Consider the following 21,291-nt stretch of genomic DNA (forward strand, 5'->3'; position numbering starts at 1 on the left):
CGCTGGCACGGGATCCATGCGGGGGGAACGCCAGCTGCGAGAGCACTCGTAGCTCAGCCTAAATCTAGGCTTCGCTCACAGCTTATTCAATTTAGGCGCCCCTTCTTGTAACGAGATTGCGGGTGTTCGCCTGAATTCCGGTCTTTTCGCCGCGAGGGTGAGACGAAGACCACAAAGTGGGACTTGCGCGGGTGTCGGATAAGGTGTTGCGGTGAGTATAGAAAACGCTGCGAGCCTTGAATCGCCATTGCGCCACTTCCATGCGGTTATTCCGGCCGGCGGAGTGGGCACGCGCCTGTGGCCGCTTTCGCGTGCTGCTGCGCCAAAATTCCTGCACGACCTCACAGGTTCGGGAAGCACCCTCCTGCGGGCTACATACGACCGACTCGAACCACTGGCCGGCAACCGGGTCCTGGTTGTCACGGGCGTGGCACACCGGACGGCTGTCTGCCGCCAGCTTCCCGAAGTGGGAGACGACGAGCTGGTGCTGGAAAGTGAACCGAAGGACTCAGGAGCTGCAATCGGCCTCGCCGCCGCCATCCTGTACCGTCGCGATCCGGACACCATCATGGGTTCGTTCGCCGCCGACCACGTCATCAGCCCGGACAATCTCTTCCAGGAAACCGTGCGCGAGGCCATCCACACCGCTGCTGCCGGGAAAATCGTCACTATTGGCATTAAGCCCACGCATCCCTCAACCGGGTTCGGCTACATCCGCACCGGTGACTTGCTCAATATCGACGACGCGCCGAACGCCCATGCGGTGATCGAATTCGTAGAGAAGCCGAGCGAAGACATTGCGAAGAAGTACCTCGAGACCGGCGATTACGTCTGGAACGCCGGAATGTTCGTCGCCCCGGTGGCGCTCATGCTCAAGCATCTTGAAGCAAACCAGCCGGTCCTGTTCGCCGGGCTGCAGGAAATCGCGGAAGCCTGGGACACCCCGGAGCGCGATGAAGTGACGGCCCGCGTGTGGCCCACGCTGCCCAAGATCGCCATTGACTACGCCGTGGCAGAACCTGCCGCAGCGGCGGGGGATGTCGCCGTCGTGCCCGGTACCTTCCGTTGGGACGACGTCGGAGACTTTGCGGCGATCGGCCGCCTCAACAATGCCGGCGACGTTGACGAAGTGACGGTCCTCGGCGAAGGTGCACGAGTCTTCACCGAGAACGCCAGCGGCGTGGTTGTCTCCGACACCAAGCGTGTGATCGCGCTTATCGGCATCAAGGACGTGGTAATCGTGGACACGCCGGACGCCCTGCTTGTCACCACCAAGGAGCACGCTCAACGGGTCAAGGGAGCGGTGGACGCGCTCAAGGCCAGCGGGGACACCGACGTACTCTAAACAAGGTGCTTGAGGCGCAGTCCGTAACCAAGAGACCCCTTTCGTTATTCGAGGGGCGCGGATGGCTAGAGTTGTGAGGTGCGCAATTTCACTACTGAAACCGAGCCCACCCCTGTGGTGAGGCCGTGGCTTGACGATCTTTTGCCGGAACTCATCGAATTCCGGCGGGATTTGCATGCGCACCCGGAACTGTCCTTCAAGGAGTTCCGCACCACGGACAAGCTCGTGGAGCGGCTTGAAGCTGCGGGACTGGAGCCGCGACGGCTCGAAGGCTCGGGACTGACGGTCGATGTCGGCGAAGGGCCCATCGCCACGGCGTTGCGCGGTGATATCGATGCCCTCCCCATCATCGAAGAAACCGGGCTTCCGTTCGCGTCGAAGAACCACGGCGTGACCCACGCCTGCGGGCATGACGTCCACACCACCAGCATGCTCGGAATTGCCCTGGTGCTGCACGCCATGCACCAGGAATCGCCGCTGGGCGGCACAGTGCGCATTATCTTCCAACCGGCCGAGGAAACCATGCCCGGCGGTGCGTTGTCCTGCATCGAGCAGGGCGTCCTTCAGGGAGTCCCGCGGATTCTGGCGCTGCACTGTGATCCGCGTATAAACGTTGGCAAGATCGGCACGCGGATCGGGGCGATCACCTCAGCCTCGGACACCATCAAAATCGAACTGACCGGACGTGGCGGCCACACTTCCCGGCCGCATCTGACCGAGGACCTGGTCTTCGCACTGGCCCAGATCGCCATCAACGTCCCGGCCGTCCTGTCCCGTCGGGTGGATGTCCGCAGTGGCGTCTCGGTGGTGTGGGGCCAGATCACGGCAGGATCCGCACCCAACGCCATCCCCGCCAACGGTTACATGGCCGGCACCATGCGCTGCCTGGACCGCGATGCATGGCATAGCGCAGGGGAGTTGTTGGACGACGTGGTCCAGCAGGTTGCCGCGCCGTATGGGGTGGACGTCCACCTCGAGCACACGCGGGGGGTCCCTCCCGTGGTCAACTCGGAACACGAAACCGCCCTCATCGAGGCCGCGGCCAGGGCTGAACTCGGTGAGCACGCCGTCGTCCTGACCCCCCAGTCCATGGGCGGCGAGGACTTCGCCTGGTTCCTGGCCGACCTGCCGGGTGCCATGATGCGGCTCGGAACCCACACTCCGGGCGGCGAAGAATACGATCTCCACCGGGGTGACTTCATCGTGGACGAACGAGCCCTTGGCTTCGCCATCCAAGTCTTGGCTGCGGCGGCATTGCGCACCATCCGGGACCTCTAAAACTGCGACGGTCGCTCACTTTTGGTCGAAAGGCCGGGGATCCCCCTGCAGATCATCTGCAGGGGGATCCCGTCGTTTGGGCTTGTTTGTGAGTGAGCGTTGTTGCTCCGATTGAGTTGTGCACAATTTAATTGTGAGCTATTGTTATTTCCATGAGTGAAGCCCCCCGTCTCAACCACCAGGTCTGTTTTGCCCTCTACTCCGCATCGAAGGCGGCCACGGCGGTCTACAGGCCGGTGCTGGATGAGCTTGGGCTGACGTATCCGCAGTACCTGGTGATGCTGGTTCTCTGGGAGAACGAGCCGCGAAGCGTGCGGGAACTGGGTACTGAGTTGGGGCTTGACTCGGGAACGCTGTCGCCCCTGCTCAAGAGGCTTGAAGCCCTGGGCCTGGTGGAGCGCCGGCGTTCGGCCGAGGATGAGCGCCGCGTCGAAATCCACCTGACGGGCTCGGGGCTTGCCCTTAGTGCGCGGGCAGGCGCCGTGCCACAGCGGCTAGCCGACGCCGCTGGGTTGAGCACCGCCGAACTCGCGCAGCTCCACGACACTCTGGGCCGGCTCACCGCCGCCCTCCATTCAGCCATCTGATCGTCCATCCCCTCCGAAGGAAAAGGAACCACAGTGAAGACTTTGTACACAGCCGAGGCGGTTGCTTCCGGTGAAGGCCGTGACGGCAACGCACGCACCAACGACGGCAAGCTGGACGTAGCGCTCGCCAGCCCGGTGGAACTGGGCGGAAATGGCCAAGGAACCAACCCTGAACAGCTTTTCGCCGCCGGTTACGCGGCGTGCTTCCACTCAGCACTCAGGCTGGTGGGACGCAAGGCACGGGCGGATCTCAGCGATTCGGCCGTGGCAGCCAAGATCCATTTCGGCGCCTTGGATGGCCGCGAGGGATACGGACTTGCCGCCGAGCTTGAGATCGCCTTGCCGGCCCTCGACCGGGAAACTGCCGAGCAGCTCGTGGCCAAGGCGCACCAGATCTGCCCCTACTCCAACGCGACCCGCGGCAACATCGCCGTCGACATCAAGCTTGTGGAGGTGGCCGCGTGAGCACCGCGCTTCCCAGCCGCACCCGCGAAATCCAGCTGGCATCCCGCCCGCAGGGACGTCCTGTTCAGGAGAATTTCCGCCTGGCGGAGACCGATCTGCTGGAGTTGCAGGACGGCCAGATCCTGGTCCGCAACGAGTTCATGTCCGTCGACCCCTATATGCGCGGCCGCATGAACGACGCGAAGTCCTATTCGGCACCTTTCCGCCTCGATGAAGCGCTCGACGGCGGTGCGGTTGGTGAGGTGATTGCGTCCCGTTCCGAAGCGCACAAGGTGGGCGACGTCGTCGTGCACCAGCTCGGTTGGCGCGAGTTCTCCGTGGTGGACGGCACGCGTGTGACGCCGGTCCCGGCCGGCCTCGCGCCGTCGTCGGCGTTCCTTGGCGCCCTCGGCATGACGGGACTGACGGCGTATGCCGGGTTGCTCAAGGTGGCCGAGTTCAAAGCGGGCGACGTCGTTTTCGTTTCCGGGGCGGCAGGAGCCGTCGGCTCGATCGTGGGCCAGATCGCCAAGGCAATGGGCGCCTCCAAAGTGATTGGCAGTGCCGGTTCCCCCGAGAAGGTGGCACGCCTGCTGGAACTCGGCTTCGACGCTGCCTTCGACTACCATGACGGGCCGGTGGTGGCTCAACTCCGTGAGGCGGCGGGGGAGCGTGGCATCGACGTCTACTTTGACAACGTGGGCGGCGAACACCTCGAGGCCGCCCTTGCGGTGCTCACAGTGGGCGGCCGCGTGGCGATGTGTGGTGCGATCTCGCAGTACAACTCCACCGAGCCCACACCGGGCCCCCGCAACCTGGCCGTGGCCATTGGAAAGCAATTGACCCTCCGCGGCTTCCTGGTAGGCGGTCAGCGCCAATACGCCGCCGAGTTTGCCGGGAAGATGGCCGGATGGCTCGCCGATGGAACAGTCCGCTACGACGAGACGATCGTTGACCGGTTGGAAAACGCGCCGCGGGCCTTCATTGATCTCTTGGATGGGGCCAACACCGGCAAGATGCTGGTCCGCCTTCACTGAGTCCTTCTTCGCGAAGTGCCGCTGACCGACGAGGCCGGCCTGCTCGGGCGCGGATGCTAGGACCGTTGGCTGGGAGTTCCACTACTGCTTGGTAACAAAAGCTCAACAATCTTAGGGTTGTTGGGCTTTTGTGTTACCGGGGTGTGTTCCATCCCACTAAAGTTGTGGCATCAGTGCGCCCCAGGCGCAGTGCTGCGAAGCATCAGTGAAAACAGAATTTCAGCCTCGAGTTTTCGAAACGGACACTCATTGACCAACTGTCGTAGCATCAATCACTTTCTTCCTGGAGGAAAATTGAAGCAATCACTGCGTGCCACCCTAAAGCGCGGTTCATTTGCAGGCGTCGCAACTGCGGGCGCCGCTGCTCTTTTGCTGGCAGGCTGCGGTAGCGCACCGTCTGCGTCGAGCTCGGGCAGTGCCACGAAGTCGGACTACACCGCATGCATGGTGTCCGACTCCGGCGGCTTCGACGACAAGTCGTTCAACCAGTCAGGCTATGAAGGCCTTCAGTCAGCCGCCAAGGATCTTGCCATCCAGGAGAAGCACGTCCAGTCCAAGGCCGACACGGACTACGACCCCAACCTTCGTTCCATGGTCCAACAGGGCTGCAAGCTGACGGTTACCGTCGGCTTCCTCCTGGGCGATGCAACCAAGTCGATTGCTACGGCAAACCCGAACAGCCACTTCGCCATCATCGACTACTCGGACCCCACCTTCCCGAAGAACGTCAAGCCGATTGTCTATGACACGGCCCAGGCCTCATTCCTGGCCGGCTACCTGGCTGCAGGTACCTCCAAGACCGGCAAGGTTGCCACCTTCGGTGGTCTCAACATTCCCACGGTGAGTATCTTCATGGACGGCTTCTCTGACGGCGTGAAGTACTACAACCAGAAGAAGGGCAAGTCCGTCCAGCTGCTTGGCTGGGACAAGGACAAGCAGGACGGAACGTTCGTCGGCGACTTCAAGCAGGTCGACAAGGGCAAGGTCCTCACCCAGGGATTCCTGGACCAGGGCGCCGACGTCGTCCTTCCCGTCGCTGGTCCCGTTGGCGCGGGCGCCGGCAGTGCGATCCTTGACGCCAAGGCAAAGGGCACGGACGCCAAGCTGATCTGGGTCGACTCGGACGGCTACCTGACGGCGCCCGCCTACAAGTCGGTCATCCTGACCTCGGTCCAGAAGACCATGGCCACAGCTGTCGAAACGGTCATCAAGGCGGACAAGGACGGCAAGTTCGACCCCAGCCCCTACGTTGGCACGCTCGACAACGGGGGCGTGGCACTTGCCCCGTTCCACGATCTCGACTCCGCGGTGCCGGCTGACATGAAGAGTGATCTTGACCAGCTGAAGAAGGACATTATCTCCGGCGCAGTGAAGGTCCAATCAAAGTCCAGCCCCAAGTAATAATCCGGGCGAAACCACGCCGCGCTGCCCTTCAGCCGAGTTTTGGCAGAAGGGCAGCGCGTTCTGCGTTGCCTTCAATTTTGCTCTTCGACACTCCTTTGCCGAGCACTATGCTGGGAGCACGGTGATGACGAGGAGCCATCCTTCATAGATGGGTTGGAGTTTTGAAACTCGAACTGAAAGGGATCACGAAGCGCTTCGGATCCCTCGTAGCCAATGACCACATCGACCTCGTGGTTGAACCCGGCCAAGTCCATTGCCTTTTGGGCGAAAACGGTGCCGGTAAATCCACCCTGATGAATGTCCTTTACGGACTTTACGACCCCAGTGACGGTGAAATCCTGGTCGACGGCAAGCCGGTGGTCTTCAAGGGTCCCGGCGACGCCATGGCGGCAGGAATCGGCATGGTCCACCAGCATTTCATGCTGATTCCGGTCTTCACGGTGGCCGAAAATGTCGCATTGGGAAACGAAGCCACCAAGGCAGCCGGTTTCCTGAACTTGGATGAAACCCGCCGCAAGATTTCCGAGATTTCCAAGCAATACGGTTTCCACGTCGATCCCGATGCCCTCGTGGAAGACCTTCCCGTGGGAGTGCAGCAACGGGTCGAAATCATCAAGGCGCTCGTGCGCGACGCCGAAGTCCTGATTCTGGATGAACCGACTGCCGTTCTCACTCCGCAGGAAACAGACGAGCTCCTGGATATCATCCGACAGCTCAAGGCTGCCGGAAAATCCATAGTCTTCATTTCGCACAAGCTGCGTGAGGTCAAGGAAATTTCGGACATCATCACAGTGATCCGACGGGGGAAAGTGGTTGGCTCGGCTGACCCCTCGGCGTCCCCAACGGAACTCGCCTCGGCGATGGTGGGCCGGGCTGTCAGCCTGACCTTGGAAAAGAAGCCTGCCCAACCGGGTGAGGCGACCTTCAAGGTCCGGGACCTAACCGTTGTTGACCACAATGGCCAGCACGTCGTGGACGGGCTGAGTTTCGACATCGCCAAGGGTGAAGTGCTTGCCATCGCCGGAGTCCAAGGCAACGGCCAGACCGAGCTCACCGAGGCCATCCTAGGCGTCCAGCCCCACGTCACTGGATCCATCACCCTCGACGACGTCGAACTGCTCGGCAAGAGCGTGAAGCAGGTCCTTTCCGCCGGAGTCGGGTTTGTCCCCGAGGACCGCAAGATCGACGGTCTGGTAGGGACGTTCTCCATTTCCGAGAACATGATCCTGGACCTGTACGACAAGCCGCCCTTCGCCCAAGGCATTGGCATGAAACCGGCCTTGATTGCTACCCATGCGGCGAAGAAGGTCGAAGAGTTCGATGTGCGGACGCCGTCGATCGACGTCGCCGTGGGTACTCTCTCCGGCGGAAACCAGCAAAAGGTGGTGCTGGCAAGGGAGCTGTCCAGGCCATTGAGGCTCTTCATCGCATCACAGCCCACCCGCGGCCTCGACGTCGGCTCCATCGAATTCGTGCACAAACGGGTCATCGCCGAACGGGACAACGGAACTCCGGTGATGATCGTCTCCACAGAACTCGATGAAGTGCTCGAGCTCGCTGACAGGATCGCCGTTCTCTACCGCGGAAGGCTCGTCGGGATTGTTCCCGCCGGTACTTCCCGCGATGTGCTCGGCTTGATGATGGCAGGCGTTCCGGAACACGAGGCAGAACTGACTGCGCACAAAACCCTCGAGGGAGGAACACATGTCTGAGTCCAACACCCCTCGACACAAACACGGGGACAAGCCGGTGCTTCCGGAAACATCGATTGACGACGACGTCGTAGCGGATGTCGCACTGGACACTGCGGACGGTGCGATGGCCCCGTCAGCGGTTCCGGCTACCAGCCAAGGCGGACAGATCCCGCACGCCGCCGGTGGTTCGGTCTTCCGGCAGATCGTGACCGGAAACGCCATGGTGTCGGTGCTGTCAGTGCTCCTCGCGATTGTGCTCGGCGGAATCCTCATGGCCGTGACCAACCCCAAAGTGGCCGAAACGGCAGGATATTTCTTCGCGCAGCCGGGGGACATGCTCACCGAGGTGTTCAGGCCTTACGTGGCGCTAGTCCAGGGCTCGCTGTTCAACTGGGCCGGGGCCGACGCCGCAGCCCAGCTGTACCCGATTACTGAAACACTGACGGTGTCCACACCGTTGATTTGCGCAGGACTTGGCGTGGCATTGGCGTTCCGTGCGGGACTGTTCAACATCGGCGCGCAAGGTCAGATCATCTTTGGTGCCCTGTTCGGCGCCTACGTTGGCTTCACGTGGCACTTGCCTTTCCTGGTCCACCTCCTGGTGGTCATCGTCGCCGGACTCGTCGGCGGCGCGGTGTGGGGCGCCGTCGTCGGTCTCCTCAAGGCGAGGACCGGCGCGCATGAGGTCATCGTAACCATCATGCTGAACTACATTGCCAACTTCCTGCTCCTTTTCCTCCTGACCACGCCGGCTTTCCAGCGCAAGGGCTCGACCAACCCGATCTCGCCCTTCCTGGACCAATCTGCGCTGTTTCCGGAGTTGCTCGGTCCGCAATTCAGGCTCCACGCCGGCTTCCTCTTGGCCGTGCTGGCGACGGTCTTCGTCTGGTGGCTCCTGAACCGCTCAACCCTTGGCTTCGAATTCCGGGCCGTCGGCGCCAACCAGAGCGCCGCACGCACCGCCGGGATCAATGTTCCACGGGCCGTGATCCTGGTCATGGCGATTGCCGGTGCTCTTGCGGGCCTGGCCGGCATTGCGCAAGTGTCAGGGACGGAGAAATACCTCTCCGGAGGCGTCGCGGCTTCCATCGGATTCGATGCCATCACCGTTGCCCTGTTGGGCCGTTCGACGCCGTGGGGAACCTTCTTCGCCGGTCTCCTGTTCGGTGCGTTCCGGGCAGGAGGGGTCGCGATGCAGGCACAGACCCAGACCCCGATCGACATCGTTTTGGTCATCCAGTCGCTGATCGTCCTGTTCATTGCGGCGCCGCCGCTGGTGCGTGCGATCTTCGGGCTGAATCCCCGGAAAAAGAAGAAGGCCCCGGGCGGCCCTGGCTCCGGAACGATCCCCTCCGGAAAAATTGAGAGCGGAGCGGCAACAGCATGAGCACCACAACAACAACGTCCGGCAGTGGCACGCCCGCCGGCAGCGCCCCTGCGCGCTCCGGTAAACCGGGTGTCAGCGAACTGGTGAGCTGGAAGGCCGGAATCGGACTGTCCCTGCTCGCAATCCTGGGAACCGTCCTTTTCGGATTCATGTCCAATTCGAAGTCGGCAGGCTTCGGCATCGCCGAGGCAGCCAATGAAGCGGCCTCCAATGTAGCTGCGTGGGTCACGCTGGTCTTGGCCCTTCTGCTTTCAGCCTGGCTCGGATACCTATGGTTCGTCCGCCGTCGTTCAGGCGTCGCGTCGGGTTCAGGCACAGTGCCGGGCTGGCTGCCCGCAGCCACCGTCGCCGCTGTGGTGGTTCTCGGCCTTGCCGCGCTCGGAGTCGCGAAGGTTGTCCGGATCACGGTTCCTTCCGCGGCCATTGGCTGGATCTGCGCAGTTGTTCTGCTGGGTTTGGCGGGCTACACGGTGTATCTCACGCAAGCAAAGAGGACCGTTCCCCGGTGGGTGGGAGGTACTTTTGCCGCCCTTTTCCTGATCGGGTTCATGGTCTGGATCGTGGCCCACGGAAATGACGCAGAGCCGTCCATCTCCCTCGCCGGGCTGATCGCAGGATCCGTGACCTTGGCCGTGCCGCTGGTGTTCGGTTCCCTTTCCGGTGTCCTGTGCGAACGCGTCGGCGTGGTGAACATCGCCATTGAAGGACAGCTTCTTTTGGGTGCGTTTTCCGCGGCCGTTGTTGCTACGGTGACGCACAACGTCTACGCCGGGCTGGTCGCCGCTGCGGTGGCCGGGGCGCTCGTTTCCCTGGTTCTGGCCGTGGTCAGCATCAAGTACCTCGTCAACCAGATCATCGTGGGCGTCGTCCTCAACGTCCTCATCAGTGGGTTGACGAGCTTCCTGTTCTCGACGCTGCTGACTGCGGACCCGGAGGGCCTCAACAAGCCCGGCCGCCTGCCCCCGGTGGATATTCCCTTCCTGTCCGATATCCCGATCATTGGCCCGATCCTGTTCCACCAGTCCCTCGTGGGCTATTTGATGTACATCGCCGTGATCGTGGTCTACCTCGGCCTGTTCCACACGAAATGGGGCCTCCGTGTGAGGGCCGTCGGCGAGCACCCTCAGGCCGCCGACACCGTGGGCATCAATGTCAACCGGACCCGTTTTTGGAACGTGCTCATGGGCGGCGCGATCGCCGGCATTGGCGGCTCCTTCTTCACGCTGGTCTCCGTGGACGCCTTCAGCAAGGACATGTCCGGAGGCCGGGGGTACATCGCGCTGGCAGCGTTGATCTTCGGGCGTTGGAACCCGATCGGCGCGTTCCTGGCAGCGTTGCTCTTCGGCTTCGCGGACAACCTCCAGAGCGTCATCACCATCATCGGATCGCCCGTGCCGAGCCAGTTCATGGCCATGCTGCCCTACGCCTTGACGGTCTTCGCCGTCGCTGGATTGGTAGGCAGGTCCAGGCCGCCGGCGGCAAGCGGCATACCGTACGTGAAGGGGTGACCGTGGCGGTCACGGATGCCGGAGGCGTGGACTGGGCGGCCCTAGAGGCTGCTGCGGTCGCCGCCATGGGGAAGGCCTACGCTCCGTACTCGAAGTTCCCGGTGGGTGCCGCTGCCCTCACTGAGGACGGGCGGATCGTTAGCGGCTGCAACGTCGAGAACGCCAGCTATGGCCTCACTTTGTGTGCTGAGTGCGCCCTTGTGGGTGACCTCCATATGGGTGGTGGCGGTAGATTGCGGGCGTTCTATTGCGTCGATGCGAAGGGGAACGTCCTCATGCCGTGCGGCCGCTGCAGGCAGTTGCTGTATGAATTCCGTGCACCCGGCATGCAGCTCATGACAACGCAGGGCATCAAGACCATGGACCAAGTGCTGCCCGATGCCTTCGGTCCCGACAACCTCGAGGAGAACCGGTGACACAGACTGAAGCGTTTGATGCCGTTCAGATCATCAGCATCAAGCGGGACAAGGGCACCCTGAGCCCTGAACAGATCGACTGGACCATCGACGCCTACACTCGGGGCGTCATCGCCGACGAGCAGATGGCCGCGCTGAATATGGCAATCCTGCTCAACGGGATGGACCGCGCCGAGATCTCGCGCTGGACCGCGGCGATGATCGCCTCGGGCGAGCGAATGGATTTCTCCAGCCTTCGGCGTCCCGACGGCGGCATGAAGGCCACCACCGACAAGCACTCCACCGGGGGAGTCGGGGACAAGATCACCCTTCCGCTGGCGCCGTTGGTGGCGGTCTTCGGAGTGGCGGTTCCCCAGCTTTCGGGCAGGGGACTGGGCCACACCGGAGGCACCCTGGACAAGCTAGAGGCAATTCCCGGGTGGCGTGCGGATCTGAGCAACGAGGAAATCCTGGCCCAGCTGCAGGACGTTGGGGCGGTCATTTGCGCTGCCGGCACGGGATTGGCACCGGCAGACAAGAAGCTCTACGCCCTCCGGGACGTTACGGGCACGGTGGAAGCCATCCCGCTGATTGCTTCGTCGATCATGAGCAAGAAGATCGCCGAGGGCACGGGTTCCCTGGTGCTCGACGTGAAGGTGGGCTCGGGGGCTTTCATGAAGGACGAAGCACGCGCCCGTGAGCTGGCCGAAACCATGGTGGCGCTGGGCAAGGATGCCGGCGTCAACACGGTGGCCCTCCTGACCAACATGAGCACTCCGCTGGGCCTGACCGCGGGAAACGCCATCGAGGTCGAGGAATCGGTGGAGGTGCTTGCGGGCGGCGGTCCGGAAGACGTCGTCGAGCTGACCGTCAGGCTCGCCGAGGAGATGCTCGCCTGCGCCGGAGTGCACGACGCCGATCCCGCGGCCGCCCTCAAGGATGGCCGCGCGATGGATGTCTGGAATCGAATGATAGAAGCCCAAGGCGGCGATCCGCGTGCGGCCCTGCCAGTGGCCAGGGAATCCGAGGTCATCCCGGCTCCGGCCGACGGCGTCCTGGTGGAACTCGACGCCTTGTCCGTCGGCGTGGCTGCGTGGCGCCTCGGCGCCGGACGTGCCCGGAAGGAAGACATCGTCCAGGCCGGTGCGGGGGTGCGGATGCACGCCAAACCGGGCGCCCTGGTCCGGGCGGGGGAGCCACTCATGACCCTGCTGACCGATACCCCGGAAAAATTCGAAAGAGCCAAGGAAGCCTTGGAGGGCGCCGTGCTCATCGCGCCCGAAGGCTCACGGCCGGCTCAGCGGCTGATCATCGACCGGATCTCCTAGGCTGGTCTCCCGGGCATTTTCGGATGCCTGGGAGACAATCCCTGCGGCCATTCGTTAGGAAACCGTGCAGGCAATCAACGACTTCATCCTCGCCGCCGCAGGGCAGCCGTGGGTCCTGCTTCTGGTCTTTGCCTGCTGTGTGATCGATGGATTTTTCCCACCTATTCCCAGCGAGTCGGTAGTGGTTGGGCTGGCTGCCGTTTCCGCAACGGCCGGAGTGCCCAACGCGTGGTTGCTGATTCTGTTGGGCGCGCTGGGGGCTTTCACCGGCGACAACATCGCCTACTTGATCGGTCGCCAAATAGGTGTTCGCCGATGGCGGTGGATGCGTTCCCAAAGGATGCAGGGTGCGTTCCGCTGGGCTGGACGGGAACTTCGACGCCGGGCCGCGTCACTGATCATGGTGGCCCGGTTCATCCCCATCGGCCGTGTGGCGGTCAACCTCACAGCCGGTGCAACCCAGTTCTCGCACGGCATGTTTGTGGCGCTCACGGCGATGTCTGCCGCTCTGTGGGCCAGCTACTCGGTGGCGATCGGTTTGTTCTTCGGGCAGTGGTTCGAACACAACCACTTGCTCGGGGCGATCATCGCGATCGTCGCGGCAGTCATCCTCGGAATCATCGTGGACCGGGTCATCAGCACGGTCCGTGGCTCCACGCCCTCTCCAGAAGAGGTCGAAGCGGTCGAAGATGCGGGGGAGACTGAAGAGGAACCCGCCACCTAGCCGAGTTTCGAGCTAGCGTTAAGTTGTGTTCTTCTCCGGCCGGGGCGTAGCGAACGACGCTGCGGCCGTGGGACACTTGATAGCGATCTGTGTCACGCAACCGCGTGACTTTCCTTGAGGAGCAATGCCTGCGTGGAATTCATGAACCACATGCTCGAGCACGCCGCCGGGCAACCGTGGATCTACCCGGTGCTCCTGGTTTTCTTTTTCATCGACGGCTTTGCCACGATCCTTCCCAGTGAGACCGCGATCGTAGGATTGTCGGCCCTTGCAATGCACCGCGGCGAGCCCAACCTGTGGCTCCTCGGCGCCACCGCGCTGGTCGGGGCCATGGCCGGCGACAACACGGCCTACATGCTTGGCCGCAAGATCGGCTTGGACCGCTGGAAATGGATGCGCAAGCCGAAGGTCCGGAAGATGTTCGCCTGGGCACACTACGAGCTGGACAAACGCGGCGCCGTGCTCATTTTCACCGCCCGGTATATCCCGTGGGGCCGTGTGGCAGTGAACTACGTCGCCGGACAAACCGGGTTCCGCCACAAGACCTTCTTCTGGCTGGACGCCTTCGCCTGCTTCACCTGGGTAGGTTATTCCATCGGGATTGGATCGCTGGCAGGCCACTGGGTGCACAACAACCCGCTCCTCGGCGTGGGGATTGCCGTGGCATTCGCCGTGGTGCTCGGCGTCATCGTGGACCACACTCTCCGTTGGTGGCACAAGCACCTTGAAAAGAAGGACGCAGAGAAGAAGGAAGCAGCTTCCGCGGAAGCAGCTTCCGCCGAAGCAGCCGCAGCGGATGCAGGTACCGCAGTGAAGGCGACTGCCGGCGTCGAGCGCTCAAACCCTGCTGGCTAAGCTCCGTCCGTCCCCCTAGAGTTGGACACGTGACTGAGCCTATTGTTGACGCCGCCCCTGCCCTTGACTTCGATCTGAAGAGCCTCCCGAAGGTTTCCCTTCACGACCATTTGGACGGGGGACTGCGCCCGGCCACCATTATCGAGCTGGCGGAGGCCGTCGGCCACACCCTGCCTTCCACGGATCCCGTAGCTCTTGGCCAGTGGTTCCGTGAGTCTGCCGATTCCGGTTCCTTGGTCCGTTATCTCGAAACCTTTGACCACACGATTGCGGTCATGCAGACCAAGGAGGGCCTGGCGCGCGTCGCCAAGGAGTTCGTGGAGGACCTGGCGGACGACGGCGTTATATACGGCGAGATCCGCTGGGCACCTGAGCAGCACCTGCAGAAGGGCCTCACCTTGGACGAGGTGGTGGACGCCGTCCAGGAAGGGCTCGATGCCGGCGTGGATGCCGTAGAGGAGACCGGTCGCCAGATCCAAGTGGGCCAGCTCATCACGGCGATGCGCCACGCGGACCGCGGCCAGGAGATTGCCGAGCTTGCCGTGCGCCACCGGTACAACGGCGCAGTCGGTTTCGACATCGCCGGAGCCGAAGATGGCTTCCTGCCTTCCCGTTTCAAGGGTGCTTTCACCTACCTGGCAGAACACAACTTCCCGGCTACCGTGCACGCCGGCGAAGCGGCAGGCCTGGAGAGCATCCAGTCCGCCCTGGTGGACGGCCGTGCCCTGCGCTTGGGCCACGGCGTGCGCATCGCCGAGGACATCACCGTTGAATACGAAGATGCCGAGACCGATGAGGACAACGACGACGTCGAGGACACCGTTGGCATGGTCACCTTGGGTGAGGTGGCCGGCTGGGTCCGCGACCGCGGAATTGCGCTGGAGATCTGCCCCTCGTCCAATCTGCAGACCGGAGCGATCGCGAACTTCGGCGAAGGCATCGAGAACCACCCGTTGGACATGCTCTATCAGCTGGGCTTCAATGTCACCATCAACACGGACAACCGGCTCATGAGCGGCGTCACGCTCACCGACGAGTTCGAGCTTCTCGTGGAGACCTTCGACTACGATCTCGACGACCTCTTGGAACTGACCCTCAACGCGGCCGAGTCTTCGTTCCTGCCCTTGGACGAAAAAGAAGCGTTGGTGGAGTACATCAACGACGCCTACGCCAACCTTGCCTGAGCAAACTCCTGCAGGCACGGTCTCCGGAAGTCCTATGACGGTGCTCTTGCAAAAGATCGCGTCTTTGCGCGAGCACTGTCCCTGGATGGGTGCGCTGACCCACGAATCCCTGGTCGAGTACTTGATCGAGGAAGCGTATGAGGTGGTCGACTCGATCGAGGCAGGGGCCTCCGGTTCCGACATTTCCGACGAACTTCGCGGCGAGTTGGGCGATGTGCTGCTTCAAGTGGTGCTCCACGCCCGGCTCGCCGAGGAGCAAGGACGGTTCACGTTCGACGACGTCGCGCGCGCCATTACGGAGAAGATGGTGCGGCGCAACCCGCACGTCTTCAAGCCGGACGGGTCCTTGCAGGAATCCTTTCCAGCCACCGTGGAGGAGATCGTCGAAAAGTGGGATGCGGTGAAGAAAGCCGAAAAGCCCGAGCGTTCGGACCCCTTCGAAGGCATCCCACCCCACCTACCTGCCCTCGCCTTGGCGCAGAAGTCCCTTGACCGTGCCGAGCGCGCGGCTCGCTCAGGCGGTCCGGAAAGCGTTGGCCACACTATTGCGGCAACGGAGGTTCCCGACTCCGAAGCCGCACTTGGAGACTTCCTGCTTGGCGTCGTCGCGGGCTCGAAAGAAAAGGGATTCGACGCCGAACGGGCCTTGCGCGCCGCTGTCCGCCGCTACCAAGGACGCGACGGCGAAGCCACATAACGTGAGCGGTCCGACGCTGTTCCGTAACGTTGGCCGCTCTCGACTAGGCTAGTGGCGACGAGGACGTCGAGAATTTCCCTCTAGATTCCCAGTAAATCGCTTCACCATAAGGAGCAGTCCATGGCGCTTATCGATGCCATCCACGCCCGCGAGATCCTTGATTCCCGCGGAAACCCGACAGTAGAAGTTGAAGTTCTGCTTTCCGATGGCCAGATCGGCCGCGCGGCAGTTCCGTCCGGTGCTTCCACCGGCGAGCACGAAGCCGTTGAACTGCGCGACGGCGACAAGGGCCGTTACCTCGGCAAGGGCGTCCAGAAGGCCGTTGACGCGGTCATCGACGAAATCGCCCCGGCCCTCATCGGCTTCGACGCGACGGACCAGCGCAGCATCGACCAGGCCATGATCGACCTCGACGGCACCCCGAACAAGGGCAAGCTCGGCGCAAACGCCATCCTGGGCGTTTCCCTCGCCGTGGCCAACGCCGCCGCCGCATCCGCAGACCTGCCCCTGTACAAGTACCTGGGCGGCCCGAACGCCCACGTTCTTCCCGTCCCGCTGATGAACATCCTCAACGGTGGCTCCCACGCCGACTCCGACGTCGACATCCAGGAATTCATGATCGTCCCGATCGGTGCCGAGACCTTCTCCGAAGGCCTGCGCTGGGGCGTTGAGGTCTACCACAACCTCAAGTCCGTCCTGCAGGCCAAGGGCCTCTCCACCGGCCTCGGTGACGAAGGCGGCTTCGCGCCGAACCTCCCGTCCAACCGCGCGGCCCTGGACCTGATCCAGGAAGCCATCAAGAACGCCGGCTACACCCCGGGCAAGGACATCGCCCTCGCGCTGGACGTTGCCTCCTCCGAGTTCTACAAGGATGGTGCCTACCAGTTCGAAGGCAAGGCCCTCTCGGCCACCGAGATGAGCGCTTACTACGCCGAGCTCGTTGCAGACTACCCGCTGGTCTCCATCGAGGACCCGCTGGACGAGAACGACTGGGAAGGCTGGAAGACCCTCACCGACACCATCGGTGACAAGGTCCAGCTGGTTGGCGACGACCTCTTCGTGACCAACCCTGTCCGCCTGCAGCAGGGCATCGACGCCGCAACGGCGAACTCCCTGCTCGTCAAGGTCAACCAGATCGGTTCCCTGACCGAAACCCTGGACGCCGTTTCCCTGGCCCAGCGTGCCGGTTACACCACCATCACCTCGCACCGCTCCGGCGAAACCGAGGACACCACCATTGCTGACATCGCCGTTGCCACCAACGCGGGCCAGATCAAGACTGGTGCCCCGGCCCGTTCCGAGCGCGTCGCGAAGTACAACCAGCTGCTGCGCATCGAAGAAGAACTCGATGACGCCGCACGCTACGCCGGCCGCAGCGCTTTCCCGCGTTTCAAGGGCTAGTATCCGTTGAAACAGCTGACCGGTGGCTATGGTGGAAAGACCGTAGCCGCCGGTTCTGTTTAACGAAATGTGAGAGCACTTCGGCAGGACCGCAGGCTCCATGAGGCACACAAAGCGCAGCAACCCGCCAGGCAAGCACCAGGCATTACAGGAGTGTCATGGCCACCCGCCGTCCCAAGGTCCCCCGAGCCGACGCACTGGGGCGGTCGCCCCAAAAGAACACCGACAGCGGCCATGTCATCCGTGCCGACTTCGGCGAGTCCCGTAAGGCAACGCTTGCACAGCAGGAGGCTCCGGCTCACGCCGGATCCAAGACGTCGTCCACCGCCAGACCCGAAGGCAGCGCCCAAAGCAAACCCCAGTCTGCCTTAAGGGCTGCTTCTGCTGCGCCGAAATCGGGACGTCCGGCGCCAGGCCGGGCGGGAAACGCCTCGGTCGCCAGCAAGGCGTCCACCAAGGGATCAGGTGCGGACTCCGCCCACCCCGGCAAGGACAAGGCGACCGGCCCCGTGCCCGCAAAGGCCTTCTCAGGGCGCATGCTTGCACTCGCCGTGGTGATGGTCGCGATCACCATCATGCTCGCGCCCACGGTGAAGATTTTCCTGGAGAAAAAAGCGGAAATCTCCGCTTTGGAGGCCGACATCGCGAGCAAGCAGGCCGAGCAAGCAGGCCTCAAGAAGCAGATCACCCGCTGGCAGGACCCCAACTACGTGAAACAACAGGCCCGCGACCGCATTAACATGGTTATGCCGGGTGAAGCAGGCTACTGGGTGTTTGGCGGCGGAGTTCCCGCCGGCACACCGGGCGGACGCACCGGCTCAGGAGCTTCCGGAAGCCCCGCCAATCTGCCGTGGGTGGATGGGCTGTGGGAATCCATCAGACGCTCGGCAACAGACTAGACGCGGTGCCCGCCGCCGTCGTGCCCTGATAGGCGCGGCCAAAACAGGGCAGGAAGGATGGCAGCGCCAGTGGAAGACAACTCGGCACCTGCATCGCAGGAGTCCCGCAAGCCATCAGCTCACGATCTGGAAATCCTCAGCCGCCAGCTCGGAAGGCCCGTCCGCGACGTCGTCGAAATCCCCGCGCGCTGCGTGTGCGGCAACCCGTTGGTTGCGGCAACTGCTCCGCGTTTGAGCAATGGCACACCGTTTCCCACGACGTTCTACCTGACCCACCCCGTCATTACCGCCGCAGTGTCGCGACTGGAAGCGGGCGGGCTCATGAATGAAATGAATGAACGGCTCACGGCAGACGAACCCTTGGCAACGGCCTACCGGAGCGCCCACGAGGCCTATCTTCACGCGCGTGACGAAATCGCCGGACGTGCCGGGACGGGACCTGTCCCGGAGATCGCGGGGGTCTCGGCCGGCGGAATGCCCACGCGCGTCAAATGCCTCCACGTCTTGGTTGGCCACTCCCTGGCGGCCGGGCCCGGAGTCAATCCGCTCGGCGACGAGGCCATTGAAGCGATCAGCGAATGGTGGACCGCGGACCGCTGCTACTGCGACGGCGCTTGGGACAGCGAGGGGGAGGCCCCGTCCAAGGACCTCAGCCGCCACGGCCCGCAGGGGCTTCCGGACATCGTGGGTCGTCCGGCGCCTGTCCGCAAGTTCAAGACCGCCGATGCATTTTCCGGCGAACCGTTTGCAGGGGAGCACGACGCATGAGCCGCGTAGCCGCCATCGATTGTGGCACTAATTCGATTCGCCTCCTCATCGCGGACGCCAGCGGTGCCAATACGGGGTCTCCGCTGCGCGACATTGTCCGTGAGATGCGCGTGGTTCGCCTCGGCCAAGGAGTGGACGCCACCGGCGAACTTGCCCCGGAGGCGCTCGAACGCACCTTTGCGGCAACGGGCGATTACGCCGAACTGATCCGCCGTCACGGTGCCGGGAGTGTCCGCTTCGTGGCGACGTCCGCAAGCCGCGACGCGCGCAACCGGGACGTCTTCGTTGATGGGATCCGGGACCTGCTGGGGGTCGAACCCGAGGTCATCTCAGGCGATGAAGAAGCCGCCCTGTCCTTCGCCGGGGCAAGCAGCGTGCTTCCTTCGCGCGGAAAGGATCCGCTGCTCGTCGTGGACCTCGGGGGCGGAAGCACCGAGTTCGTCCTTGGAGATTCCGACGGCGTCATCGCCGCCAAATCCGTTGATGTCGGCTGCGTGCGGCTGACCGAACGGCACCTCCGCAACGACCCCCCGACGCCGGAGCAGATCGCCGCCGCGGAAGCCGACGTCGACGCAGCCATTGACCTCGCCGGCCGCACGGTCCCGCTGGGCCGGGCCACCGCCGTCGTGGGCGTTGCGGGTTCCATCACCACCATCACGGCCCATGCCCTGGGCCTGAGTGAGTACGATCCCGCACAGATCCACGGCGCCAGCCTGGATCTGGGAACCATCAGCGACGCCGCCACGAGCCTGCTCGAAATGAGCCGCGAAGAGCGCGCCCGGCTGCCCTACATGCACCCTGGACGCGTCGATGTCATCGGAGCCGGAGCCCTCGTGTGGCGCCGCATACTCCAGCGCCTGGCTGAGCTAGGGGATGGATCCATCAGCGTGGCCACCTCCAGCGAGCACGACATCCTCGACGGCATCGCGCTGAGTATTCGCTGATGACGTTGCCACGCCATTGGCGCCGCCGAACCGCATCGGCCGCGCTGGCCGCCATGTTGGCCGGGGGAAGCCTGGCAGGGGCCCTGCTGGCTGCGCCTGCGGCATTCGCCGACTCCTGGCGGGACAAGGAATACTGGCTCAACGAATACGGCATCTCCGCCGCTTGGCAGGTATCCAAGGGCGCGGGCGTGAAAGTCGCCATCATAGACAGCGGGGTAGACGGACAACACCCCGATCTCAAGGGTGCCGTGGTCGGCGGAACTGACGCTTCCGGTTCGGGCGATCCGAACGGGCAGAAGAGCATCGGCGCCAAACCCGAGCACGGGACCCTCGTCGCTACGCTCCTGGCTGGCCGTGGACATGCTCCAGCCAGCCCTTCGGCGTCTCCGTCGTCCCCGCCCCCCTCAGGATCCGTTGGCCCGGACGGAATCGTCGGCGTCGCTCCCGAGGCCGAGATCCTGTCTGTCTCCGCTTGGCTCGGTTCGCCGAACCCTGCCGGAAAGACGGACCAGGAGCAGATTCCGCAGGCTGTGCGATGGGCAGTGGACAACGGCGCCAAAGTCATCAACATTTCCCTCGGGAGCACCTCGCCGGACTGGCCCCAGAGTTGGGATGCGGCGTTCCTCTATGCCGAACAGAAGGACGTGGTGATCGTGGCCGCGGCCGGCAACCGGATTGCCGGGAACGTCCAGGTGGGTGCGCCTGCCACCATTCCGGGCGTATTGACCGTGGCAGGCCTTGACCGCAACCGCTCGGCCAGCGTCGATGCTTCTTCACAGGGGATCAGCATCGGCGTCTCGGCGCCCGCGGAAAAGCTGGTGGGTGGCCTGCCCGGGGGGAGCTATGAAGACTGGGCCGGAACCTCCGGCTCCGCACCCCTTGTCTCCGGTGTCGCGGCCCTGATCCGTTCGAAATGGCCGGATATGAGCGCCAAACAGGTTATCAACAGGATTGTGTCCACGGCGGAGGACGCCGGAGCGCCTGGCAAGGACCCCATTTACGGCTACGGCATCCTCAACGCCGAAGCGGCATTGAAAGCCGATGTGCCCGAGGCAAAGAGCAATCCCGTGGGTTCCATCGTGGACTGGATCCGGGTCCATCGGCGCGGGGACCTCAGTAGCCCTACCCCTGAGCCGACGTCCAAGCCCAGCAGCCCCGCAGCCACCTTGGCGGATCCCACGGTTCCCGTGGCGAAGGCGCCCTCCCAGGCGGACACGGCCGTTCCGGCCGCGGTGGTCATTGGCTTTGGATTGCTCTTCGTGGCCATCGTCGCGGGCGCCTCGGTCCAATTGAGGCGCGCCTACCGGAGCTCTCCGGAACTGCCCCAAGAACCAGCCACTGGCGTTGCAGACGTCGTGGATCCGAGTACCCCGAAATAGCCCGCGGCGCCGGTGTGGCGGCGTCGGGAAATA

The 21,291-nt window shown here is 63.5% G+C and carries 20 protein-coding genes; all 20 read left to right on the forward strand.

The annotated features are described in order from the left end of the window. Nucleotides 1–211 precede the first annotated feature (211 nt). The 20 genes from LFT43_RS05330 (at nucleotide 212) to LFT43_RS05425 (ending at nucleotide 21,258) form a co-directional block, all read left to right on the forward strand. A complete protein-coding gene (locus LFT43_RS05330) occupies nucleotides 212–1,345 on the forward strand; it encodes a mannose-1-phosphate guanylyltransferase (protein ID WP_265978567.1) in 1,134 nt (377 codons plus the stop codon). Nucleotides 1,346–1,423: 78 nt separating this feature from the next. Beyond that, nucleotides 1,424–2,623: an amidohydrolase gene (locus LFT43_RS05335; RefSeq protein ID WP_395801498.1), complete on the forward strand. Its 1,200-nt coding sequence runs from the start codon at nucleotides 1,424–1,426 to the stop codon at nucleotides 2,621–2,623. Between the two features lie 152 nt (nucleotides 2,624–2,775). Next, entirely contained in the window at nucleotides 2,776–3,210 is a 435-nt protein-coding gene (locus tag LFT43_RS05340) for a MarR family winged helix-turn-helix transcriptional regulator (RefSeq protein WP_395801499.1), read from the forward strand. Nucleotides 3,211–3,243: 33 nt separating this feature from the next. After that, nucleotides 3,244–3,675: an organic hydroperoxide resistance protein gene (locus LFT43_RS05345; RefSeq protein ID WP_395801500.1), complete on the forward strand. Its 432-nt coding sequence runs from the start codon at nucleotides 3,244–3,246 to the stop codon at nucleotides 3,673–3,675. Next, nucleotides 3,672–4,691, forward strand: coding sequence for an NADP-dependent oxidoreductase (locus tag LFT43_RS05350; RefSeq protein WP_395801501.1), 1,020 nt, complete (start codon nucleotides 3,672–3,674; stop codon nucleotides 4,689–4,691). Before LFT43_RS05345 ends, LFT43_RS05350 begins: the two co-directional genes overlap by 4 nt. Nucleotides 4,692–4,985: 294 nt before the next feature. Beyond that, nucleotides 4,986–6,092 carry a BMP family protein gene (locus tag LFT43_RS05355; RefSeq protein WP_395801502.1) on the forward strand — a complete coding sequence of 369 codons (1,107 nt, stop codon included), beginning with the start codon at nucleotides 4,986–4,988 and terminating at the stop codon, nucleotides 6,090–6,092. A gap of 164 nt (nucleotides 6,093–6,256) precedes the next feature. After that, a complete protein-coding gene (locus tag LFT43_RS05360) occupies nucleotides 6,257–7,807 on the forward strand; it encodes an ABC transporter ATP-binding protein (protein ID WP_395801503.1) in 1,551 nt (516 codons plus the stop codon). Continuing rightward, a complete protein-coding gene (locus LFT43_RS05365) occupies nucleotides 7,800–9,176 on the forward strand; it encodes an ABC transporter permease (protein ID WP_395801504.1) in 1,377 nt (458 codons plus the stop codon). The genes LFT43_RS05360 and LFT43_RS05365 overlap by 8 nt, the downstream gene beginning before the upstream one ends. Further along, the gene (locus LFT43_RS05370; RefSeq protein WP_395801505.1) at nucleotides 9,173–10,684 is read left to right on the forward strand and encodes an ABC transporter permease; all 1,512 of its coding nucleotides are present in this window, start codon (nucleotides 9,173–9,175) and stop codon (nucleotides 10,682–10,684) included. The genes LFT43_RS05365 and LFT43_RS05370 overlap by 4 nt, the downstream gene beginning before the upstream one ends. Nucleotides 10,685–10,686: 2 nt before the next feature. Beyond that, nucleotides 10,687–11,100 carry a cytidine deaminase gene (locus LFT43_RS05375; protein WP_395801506.1) on the forward strand — a complete coding sequence of 138 codons (414 nt, stop codon included), beginning with the start codon at nucleotides 10,687–10,689 and terminating at the stop codon, nucleotides 11,098–11,100. Next, the gene (locus LFT43_RS05380) at nucleotides 11,097–12,407 is read left to right on the forward strand and encodes a thymidine phosphorylase (protein ID WP_395801507.1); all 1,311 of its coding nucleotides are present in this window, start codon (nucleotides 11,097–11,099) and stop codon (nucleotides 12,405–12,407) included. The genes LFT43_RS05375 and LFT43_RS05380 overlap by 4 nt, the downstream gene beginning before the upstream one ends. A gap of 64 nt (nucleotides 12,408–12,471) precedes the next feature. Beyond that, entirely contained in the window at nucleotides 12,472–13,131 is a 660-nt protein-coding gene (locus LFT43_RS05385; RefSeq protein WP_395801508.1) for a DedA family protein, read from the forward strand. A gap of 150 nt (nucleotides 13,132–13,281) precedes the next feature. Next, nucleotides 13,282–13,986, forward strand: coding sequence for a DedA family protein (locus tag LFT43_RS05390; protein WP_395802912.1), 705 nt, complete (start codon nucleotides 13,282–13,284; stop codon nucleotides 13,984–13,986). 29 nt (nucleotides 13,987–14,015) lie between these two features. Beyond that, nucleotides 14,016–15,170, forward strand: a complete 1,155-nt coding sequence (locus LFT43_RS05395) for an adenosine deaminase (RefSeq protein WP_395801509.1) — start codon at nucleotides 14,016–14,018, stop codon at nucleotides 15,168–15,170. A 34-nt stretch (nucleotides 15,171–15,204) separates the two neighbouring features. Further along, the gene (locus LFT43_RS05400; protein WP_395801510.1) at nucleotides 15,205–15,867 is read left to right on the forward strand and encodes a MazG nucleotide pyrophosphohydrolase domain-containing protein; all 663 of its coding nucleotides are present in this window, start codon (nucleotides 15,205–15,207) and stop codon (nucleotides 15,865–15,867) included. A 120-nt stretch (nucleotides 15,868–15,987) separates the two neighbouring features. Then, the gene (eno, locus tag LFT43_RS05405; RefSeq protein ID WP_395801511.1) at nucleotides 15,988–17,268 is read left to right on the forward strand and encodes a phosphopyruvate hydratase; all 1,281 of its coding nucleotides are present in this window, start codon (nucleotides 15,988–15,990) and stop codon (nucleotides 17,266–17,268) included. Between the two features lie 158 nt (nucleotides 17,269–17,426). Beyond that, nucleotides 17,427–18,167: a septum formation initiator family protein gene (locus tag LFT43_RS05410; protein ID WP_395801512.1), complete on the forward strand. Its 741-nt coding sequence runs from the start codon at nucleotides 17,427–17,429 to the stop codon at nucleotides 18,165–18,167. A gap of 57 nt (nucleotides 18,168–18,224) precedes the next feature. Further along, the gene (locus LFT43_RS05415; protein WP_395801513.1) at nucleotides 18,225–18,935 is read left to right on the forward strand and encodes a DUF501 domain-containing protein; all 711 of its coding nucleotides are present in this window, start codon (nucleotides 18,225–18,227) and stop codon (nucleotides 18,933–18,935) included. Next, nucleotides 18,932–19,879 (forward strand): exopolyphosphatase, encoded by a 948-nt coding sequence (locus LFT43_RS05420; RefSeq protein WP_395801514.1) that lies wholly within the window; start codon nucleotides 18,932–18,934, stop codon nucleotides 19,877–19,879. The genes LFT43_RS05415 and LFT43_RS05420 overlap by 4 nt, the downstream gene beginning before the upstream one ends. Beyond that, a complete protein-coding gene (locus LFT43_RS05425; RefSeq protein WP_395801515.1) occupies nucleotides 19,879–21,258 on the forward strand; it encodes a S8 family serine peptidase in 1,380 nt (459 codons plus the stop codon). The genes LFT43_RS05420 and LFT43_RS05425 overlap by 1 nt, the downstream gene beginning before the upstream one ends. Nucleotides 21,259–21,291 lie beyond the last annotated feature (33 nt).

The sequence above is a fragment of the Arthrobacter sp. FW306-04-A genome (genome assembly GCF_044358315.1).
GTDB lineage: Bacteria > Actinomycetota > Actinomycetes > Actinomycetales > Micrococcaceae > Arthrobacter.